Consider the following 7534-nt stretch of genomic DNA (forward strand, 5'->3'; position numbering starts at 1 on the left):
TCATTCCTAAACCATTTTTTATCATGCCAACAGCTACCGACACAGCCCCCGCCATAGAGGTAAAGGCTAAGCCTTACGAAAAACTACTTACGCCTGAGGCGCTACAATTTTTGCTTCACCTGCACCGGAAGTTTAATGCAGAGCGTAAGCAGTTACTCCGGCAAAGAAAAGAATTGCAGCAAAAGCTCGATGAGGGTCAACTCCTCAATTTTCGGGAAGATACCCGTTCAATCCGTGAAAGTGATTATACCGTGGCTCCTATACCGGAAGACCTGCAGGACCGCCGGGTGGAAATAACCGGACCAGTCGACAGGAAAATGGTTATTAATGCCCTCAACTCCGGGGCAAAGGTTTTTATGGCCGATTTTGAAGATGCCAGCGCCCCCACCTGGCAAAATATGATGGAGGGACAGCAGAATCTATACGATGCCATCCGGCGCCAGGTAGACTTTACTGCACCAAATGGTAAAACCTATGCATTGAAGAAGGAAACTGCAACCCTTACAGTCCGCCCGCGTGGATGGCACCTGGAAGAAAAACATGTGCTGGTAGGAGAGGGGGGCACTGCTCAGGAGCAGATCTCAGCTTCGCTTTTCGACTTTGGCCTTTTCTTTTTCCATAATGCCGCAGAGCTGCTGAAGCGGGGCAGTGGTCCTTATTTTTATCTTCCAAAACTTGAAAGTTATGAAGAAGCGGTGCTTTGGAATAAGGTATTTGTGGAGGCGCAGGATTACCTACGTATTCCGCAAGGCTCTGTTAAAGCCACCGTGCTGATAGAGACCATAGGCGCAGCCTTCCAGATGGATGAGATTATTTATGCCCTCAGCAACCATATGGCAGGACTAAATGCCGGCCGCTGGGATTATATCTTCAGCCTGATTAAGAAGTTCAGAAAGCACAAAGATTTTATATTACCCGACAGGGTGCAGGTAGGAATGAGTGCTCCTTTTATGGGAGCTTATGCAGAGCTGCTGGTAAAAACCTGCCATAAAAGAGGGGCGCATGCAATTGGCGGTATGTCGGCCTTTATTCCGGCAAAAGAGGAAGAGGTAAACCAGCGGGCTTTTGAGAAGGTAAAAAAGGATAAAGAGCTGGAAGCCAGTCGTGGCTATGACGGCACCTGGGTGGCGCATCCCTTCCTGGTCGATACCGCCGCCGAACAAATCAGCAGCAGGTTTTCGGAAGGGAAGACTCATCAGAAGGACAAGCGATTTGAGCAGGTACAGGTAAGTCAGCAGGACCTCCTGAATACCCGCATCGAAGGAGGTAAAGTTACAGAAGCAGGCCTTCGGACGAACATCAATGTAGGGATTTTATATATCGAGCACTGGTTGGGTGGTACGGGAGCGGCAGCTCTTTACAACCTGATGGAAGATGCTGCTACCGCCGAAATTAGCCGTGCACAGGTGTGGCAATGGTATCACCAGGGGGTAAAACTCGATAGCGGGCAGCTGGTAAGTAAAGACTTAATCGAAGCGGTAATAGAAGAAGAGCTTCAAAAGATAAAAATTATGCTGGGCAAGGAGCGGTTCGAAAACGGTCACTTTGCGGAAGGGAAGCAGCTGTTCCGGGAACTGGTATTATCCGATGAATTTGAAGAATTCCTGACCCTTAAAGCTTATGAGCTTTTAGAATAGGGCTTTCATAACTATTTAATTTTCTGACTTTTAATTTCTGTTCCGGCAGAAAGCAGGAAAGCTATGTCCAAAATAATTCTCTTAACTAATCTTATACTAATCATCAATTTTTTAAATCTGTAGCCATGAAAAAACAAGATCGTATTAACCAACTACTCGAAGAATGGAACACCAAGCCACGCTGGAAAGGCATTGAACGCCTTTATACGGCAGAAGAGGTCGTAAAATTACAGGGAAGCTATCCTATTGAACATACCCTTGCCCGTTTAGGGGCCGAAAGACTTTGGAACTTACTGCACACCGAAGAGTATGTGGCAGGTTTAGGTGCCCTTACCGGTAACCAGGCGGTGCAACAGGTAAGTGCCGGCTTAAAAGCGATATATCTAAGCGGCTGGCAGGTAGCGGCCGATGCTAACCTTGCCGGCTGTATGTACCCTGACCAAAGCCTGTATCCGGCCGATTCCGTTCCGAATGTAGTGCGCCGTATTAACAATGCCCTGCTGCGGGCCGACCAGGTGCAGACACTGGCAGGAGAGGGTAATATCCATTTTCTGGCACCTATCGTTGCAGATGCCGAAGCGGGCTTTGGAGGCAATCTTAATGCGTTTGAGTTGATGAAAGCCATGATACAGGCAGGGGCAGCCGGCGTTCACTTCGAAGATCAGCTCTCTTCCGCCAAGAAATGCGGCCACCTTGGCGGAAAGGTGTTGGTGCCTACTTCCGAGGCAATTAACAAGCTGGTAGCGGCGCGTTTGGCTGCCGATGTGGAGGGTGTATCTACCCTTATTATTGCCCGTACCGATGCTGATGCTGCCGGGCTCCTCACTAGCGATATCGATGAGCGGGATCATAAATTCCTGACTGGCGAAAGAACTGTTGAAGGCTTTTATAAAGTAAAGAACGGGCTGGAGCAGGCCATTGACAGGGGGCTGAGCTATGCTCCGTACGCCGACCTGTTGTGGATGGAAACCCCTCATCCTGATTTAAGAGAAGCCAGGGCGTTTGCAGAGGCTATTCATGCAAAATATCCTGCTAAGCTGCTGGCTTATAACTGTTCTCCAAGCTTTAACTGGGCAGCGAAGTTAACGGAGGCTGAGATGCTGGAATTCCGCGAGAACCTTGCCGAGATGGGCTTTAAGTTTCAGTTTATTACCCTCGCTGGTTTCCATGCCCTTAATACCAGTATGTTTAAACTGGCCAGTGCTTATCGCGACCGCGGTATGGCGGCTTACTCTGAACTGCAGCAGGAAGAGTTTGCTTTGCAGACCCAGGGCTTTAAAGCCGTGAAGCATCAGTCATTTGTGGGTACCGGTTACTTCGATGCGGTGCAGAATACAGTTACCAAAGGGCAGGCCTCCACTTCCGCTCTCAAAGGATCGACGGAAGAGGCTCAGTTCTGACAGAGCATCCACTCAGGTCCGGTAAAGAGGCCGGCACCCTCAGGATAAAGCTGGGGGCCGGCCTCTTTTAAAGTGAGAGTTCTTTAATCTTTAAAAGCTAAATCAATTCATCGCGTATCTCCTGTGCCCTCCGGTTGTGGTTCCGGAATATTTCAAGCTGTGAAGCGGCAAAAGCCCTGACTTCTGCATCGTTGGCATTTAGAGCGGCCTCTTCGTACATTCTGAGCACCCGCTCCTGAATAATTTCGATGGTGTTGAGGTAAATCCGGTCTATATTTCTTTTATCGGCCTGCTTTACATCTTCCAGCATATCCAGATGCCGCTCACCAATTTCGGCACCCAGCGCAACTTTCTTTTCTTTCGACAGCTGCCTTAATTTTGCTTCTATTTGCTGATGGTCGGAAAGGCTTTTTGCACCAAAATCAGTTACAACCCTGGAATAAGCCTGGTTAGCGGCTATGTCCGATAATTTCGTCATCAGGAGGTTATAATCGGCTGCTTCAACCAAAAAGGCGGCATCTTCTCTTTCTTCCTCTGTTTCGAACTTATCGTTATTTCTTTCCATGGCTTCACTGAAGCTCAGGTTGCCCGGAGTACAGGAAGCCATCAGCAGTAAAAGCATACAGAAGGGAATGTATAAAATTCTCATGTGTTTAATTTTTATGGTTGATTCTTTACACAATAAACGGTGTCTGGATTAAATGGTTATACAGGAAAAATGGCTGCCACTGGCATGGTTTAATGATTTTTGACTGAAGAATTCTTGAGGTTGGGGAATTAAATGATATTTATTTGGACTGATTACAAATAGGCCTTATCTTTGTAAGCATAAAAGTAAGGAATTAACTAATGGTCGGAAAACAGGCAGTTTCAGAAGTTTACAGCACCATCAACGGAAAGGTTTTGCAGGATAACCGCGATTATCGCTTTATTCTGGAGTGGCAGGGCGAAAGCTCTACTTTAAAACTTCCCTGCTTCTTTGGCCTGAAACGCCGGCTCGATGCCATTGATATTGAGCAAATGCTTAACAGCCCCTCTGCCTGCCACGATGTGGAAATCTTTTCTTCCTGTGGCTGTGACCGTTGTTTTGTGCTGACTATTCCTGAAATCCTTGAGCTGAGAAACCTCCTGAACGGAGCCCGCGTAATGTTGGAGCTCAATAGCATTATTTACGAGCGTCTTTACCGGCCGGTGCTCAGCTAAATGCCTCCTCTCTATTTATTCCTTTTTTCTATTTGGATTTAGAATTATTTCAAATTTGTTTCCCATAGTGTTGTATAGGGAACAATGCCGTATATTCGTATGTAGTTAATGAAAGAGCGACACTTTGTGGTCTGCCATTTTTTTAGACTTAAAATAATGCATATGAAAGATATACTTAGACTTAGAACTTCCTTATCAGAAGAAATAGAAAGTGCCCTGAACGAGCAAATTAAGCGTGAGGCACATGCTTCGGCAACCTACCTTGCGATGGCCTCCTGGTGCGACCGCCATGGATTTGAAGGAAGTGCAGGGTATTTTTATGAACAGGCAGAAGAAGAGCGCCGCCACATGCTCAAAATATTCAAATATGTTTCAGACCTTGGTGGAAATGCTGTTTCGCCTGAAGTAGCCAATGTTCAGCAGGAGTGGGATAACTTCCGGAGTGTTTTTGAGCAGGCACTGGAAAATGAAATAGCCGTTACACAGGCGATCAATCGTATTGTAGGGAAATGTCACCAGGTGCAGGATTTTACTACCGTTACTTTCCTGCAGTGGTTCCTTAATGAGCAAATCGAAGAGGAGTTTGTAGCCCGTCGGGCACTTGAGCTGTTCGATGTAATAGGCGAAGAAGGAGTAGGTACCTTTACCATTGATAAGCAGATTCCGAAAATCAAATATGAAGGTGACGCAACTGAATAAGCCCTTTTCCGTACGTTATAACAAAGAAAGCTTCTGCCTGGCGGAAGCTTTTTCCATTCAGGAAAAATCGCAGGACGGTGGATTTATTTATTGCGCAACTTAAACAACGATTAAAGGAGGCTTTGCCGGGCGTGGAGGCGCAGGCGCATATGTCGCCCATGCGCCTGGAAGATGAACGTTTTGAGCAGGCGCCACTTAAGAGGGCCCGGCAGGGAGCGGTTTTGCTGCTCCTGTACCCGCATGAGCATCGATTGTACATGCCCCTTATGCAAAGACCGGAATATAATGGGCACCACAGCGGACAAATCAGTTTTCCGGGAGGTAAACAGGAGCCGGAGGATGAGAACAAGATCCGGACAGCCCTCCGGGAGGCACACGAAGAGATGGGAATCCTGCCTCATCAGGTAGAGCTGCTGGGGACCCTGAGTGAACTTTACATTCCTCCTTCCAATTATTTGGTGCTGCCGGTGGTGGGATGGGTAAAACAGCGGCCACACTTTATTCCTGACCCCGTAGAGGTGGCAAATATTATTGAAGCCCCGCTGGACCTGCTGCTGGATAGCAAAACCATTCAGCACACTTACCAGAACCTGGCGAGCGGAATGAGGGTGAAAATTCCTTATTTTAATGTAGAAGAGCAGGTGGTATGGGGTGCCACGGCCATGATTCTGAGCGAATTTCTGGCGGTGGTTCGGGAGCTGGATTAAAAAGAAAGCTGTTGAAATATTCCTGCTGGGGGCCGGCAGGTTTTTTTATTTCGGCCAGAAATTTTAGTTTTGACTTTCTCAACAATAATCTGAACCCCAAGAACCCATGGAAGAAGCCATTGAGCAGGAGGCCCTCCTGACAAATGATGCCGTAATATTCGGTATTCTGATGATCATTCTGGCCCTGGTATTTTATACCGCCAGCAGTGAAAGTAGCTTCTGGAAGAAGTTTTATTCTGTTATTCCTTCCCTGCTGTTGTGTTATTTTATTCCCTCACTCCTCAACACTTTTAATATTGTAGATGGGGAAAGCTCGCAGCTGTATTTTGTGGCTTCGCGTTATCTTTTGCCTGCAGCCCTGGTGCTGCTGACCATCAGTGTGGATTTTAAAGGTATTCTCCGCCTCGGGCCCAAGGCCATCATTATGTTTCTGGCAGGTACGGTAGGTATTGTGCTTGGAGGCCCCATAGCCATGTATGTGGTTTCGCTCTTCGACCCGGCCATCGTAGCGGGCGATGAGGTTTGGCGGGGATTGAGTACGATTGCCGGAAGCTGGATTGGCGGCGGAGCTAACCAGGCAGCGATGCTGGAAGTATTTGGAGCCGACCCCGATATTTTCTCTACCATGGTAACGGTGGATGTAATTGTGGCAAACATCTGGATGGCTGTGCTGCTCTTTGGTGCCGGTCGCTCTAAAAAAGTCGATAAGCTTTTTAATGCGGATGCGAGTGCCATTGAAGATGTAAAAAAGAGAATTGAGTCGTACCGCCTGAGTGTAGCCCAAATGCCTACCCTTACCCTTACCATGATTGTTTTGGGGATTGGCTTTGGTGTAACAGGTGTATCGCACCTTTTAGCCGATTTAATTACTCCTGTGCTTTCAGATATGGCCACTGTGGTGGATGAAGAGACTGGTGTACGGCCTTATAAATGGCTGAATGAGTTTAGCCTTACAAGTAACTTCTTTTGGCTGGTGGTCATAGCCACTACCGTGGGGCTTGCCCTGTCATTTACCAGGGCCCGAAGGCTGGAAGGGGTTGGGGCTTCGCGTTTAGGCAGTGTGTTTATTTATATACTGGTGGCCACCATAGGTATGCAAATGGATATCACCAGTATCGCCGATAATCCGGGAATGTTTGCTGTAGGGCTGGTCTGGATGCTGGTGCATGTAACCGTGCTGCTCAGTGTGGGTAAGCTGATAAAGGCGCCTTTCTTCTTTACCGCAGTAGGAAGTCAGGCCAATGTGGGAGGCGCCGCTTCTGCACCCATTGTGGCCTCTGCCTTCCATGATTCTCTGGCGCCTGTAGGTGTTCTGCTGGCGGTGCTGGGCTATGCCCTTGGTACATATGCCGCCTATATTTGCGGTTTGCTAATGCAGTGGATGGCGGGTGTAATCGGTTAAATATTTCTGCTCCCGTAAAATTATTTTCCTTCTTTTTCAGTTAACCTAACTGAGATACCTTTTACGAATGGGAAAAGATAAAGATTACGATAAGTACTGCCACTTTGTATTTGTGTGCAATGGCAAAGATTGTTGTAAAAGCGGGGCTAAAGATCTGCAGAAACAGTTTTCAAAAGAATTAAAAGACCGGGGGCTAAAAGGTTCTGCAAAGGTAATTAAAACCAAATGTACCGGCCGCTGTAAAGAGGCCCCTGTCGCCATTGTGGGGCAGCATTGGTTGGGAAAAGTAAAAGAGAGCCAGGTTCCGATTATTGTTGATGAGCTGGTGCTGCAGAAAGTCGATTAACGGGCTTGCTTGCGCTCATGGGCTGTTGGTTTCTATGAGGTTGCTGGAATGATGCCATTCTTTGACCTTTTACAAGAGATAGAGTTGTCTCGTCCTAGAATAGCGATACAGGTTTTTACAATAATAAATAATTAAATATT

The 7534-nt window shown here is 47.3% G+C and carries 8 protein-coding genes; 7 read left to right on the top strand and 1 reads right to left on the bottom strand.

Translation table 11 applies throughout. The features are described 5' to 3' along the window. Window positions 1-23: 23 nt before the first annotated feature. Both aceB and aceA read left to right on the top strand, forming a co-directional pair. A complete protein-coding gene (gene aceB, locus F752_RS0121775; RefSeq protein WP_017733866.1) occupies window positions 24-1637 on the top strand; it encodes a malate synthase A in 1614 nt (537 codons plus the stop codon). A gap of 125 nt (window positions 1638-1762) precedes the next feature. Then, window positions 1763-3037, top strand: coding sequence for an isocitrate lyase (gene aceA, locus F752_RS0121780; protein WP_017733867.1), 1275 nt, complete (start codon window positions 1763-1765; stop codon window positions 3035-3037). Window positions 3038-3134: 97 nt separating this feature from the next. On the opposite strand, the gene F752_RS0121785 is transcribed toward aceA, so the two are convergent. After that, on the bottom strand, window positions 3135-3686 hold the full coding sequence (locus F752_RS0121785) for a DUF4142 domain-containing protein (protein ID WP_017733868.1): 552 nt from the start codon (window positions 3684-3686) through the stop codon (window positions 3135-3137). A gap of 200 nt (window positions 3687-3886) precedes the next feature. Here F752_RS0121785 and F752_RS0121790 point away from each other — a divergent pair, with 200 nt between their 5' ends. The 5 genes from F752_RS0121790 to F752_RS24855 all read left to right on the top strand — a co-directional run bounded on the left by F752_RS0121790 (window position 3887) and on the right by F752_RS24855 (window position 7394). Continuing rightward, the gene (locus tag F752_RS0121790) at window positions 3887-4240 is read left to right on the top strand and encodes a hypothetical protein (RefSeq protein ID WP_017733869.1); all 354 of its coding nucleotides are present in this window, start codon (window positions 3887-3889) and stop codon (window positions 4238-4240) included. A 162-nt stretch (window positions 4241-4402) separates the two neighbouring features. After that, window positions 4403-4939: a ferritin gene (locus F752_RS0121795; RefSeq protein WP_026135916.1), complete on the top strand. Its 537-nt coding sequence runs from the start codon at window positions 4403-4405 to the stop codon at window positions 4937-4939. A gap of 77 nt (window positions 4940-5016) precedes the next feature. Next, window positions 5017-5646, top strand: a complete 630-nt coding sequence (locus F752_RS0121800; RefSeq protein ID WP_026135917.1) for an NUDIX hydrolase — start codon at window positions 5017-5019, stop codon at window positions 5644-5646. Window positions 5647-5752: 106 nt separating this feature from the next. After that, window positions 5753-7048 (top strand): DUF819 family protein, encoded by a 1296-nt coding sequence (locus F752_RS0121805; RefSeq protein ID WP_017733873.1) that lies wholly within the window; start codon window positions 5753-5755, stop codon window positions 7046-7048. Between the two features lie 67 nt (window positions 7049-7115). Beyond that, the gene (locus F752_RS24855) at window positions 7116-7394 is read left to right on the top strand and encodes a (2Fe-2S) ferredoxin domain-containing protein (RefSeq protein WP_017733874.1); all 279 of its coding nucleotides are present in this window, start codon (window positions 7116-7118) and stop codon (window positions 7392-7394) included. Window positions 7395-7534: the final 140 nt, after the last annotated feature.

Source organism: Nafulsella turpanensis ZLM-10 (genome assembly GCF_000346615.1).
In the GTDB taxonomy this organism is placed as follows: Bacteria; Bacteroidota; Bacteroidia; order Cytophagales; family Cyclobacteriaceae; genus Nafulsella; species Nafulsella turpanensis.

Coding starts and splice junctions, on each gene's coding strand:
- aceB (WP_017733866.1), top strand. CDS start 24: ATGCCAACAGCTACCGACACAGCCCCCGCCATAGAGGTAAAGGCTAAG.
- aceA (WP_017733867.1), top strand. CDS start 1,763: ATGAAAAAACAAGATCGTATTAACCAACTACTCGAAGAATGGAACACC.
- F752_RS0121785 (WP_017733868.1), bottom strand. CDS start 3,686: ATGAGAATTTTATACATTCCCTTCTGTATGCTTTTACTGCTGATGGCT.
- F752_RS0121790 (WP_017733869.1), top strand. CDS start 3,887: ATGGTCGGAAAACAGGCAGTTTCAGAAGTTTACAGCACCATCAACGGA.
- F752_RS0121795 (WP_026135916.1), top strand. CDS start 4,403: ATGAAAGATATACTTAGACTTAGAACTTCCTTATCAGAAGAAATAGAA.
- F752_RS0121805 (WP_017733873.1), top strand. CDS start 5,753: ATGGAAGAAGCCATTGAGCAGGAGGCCCTCCTGACAAATGATGCCGTA.
- F752_RS24855 (WP_017733874.1), top strand. CDS start 7,116: ATGGGAAAAGATAAAGATTACGATAAGTACTGCCACTTTGTATTTGTG.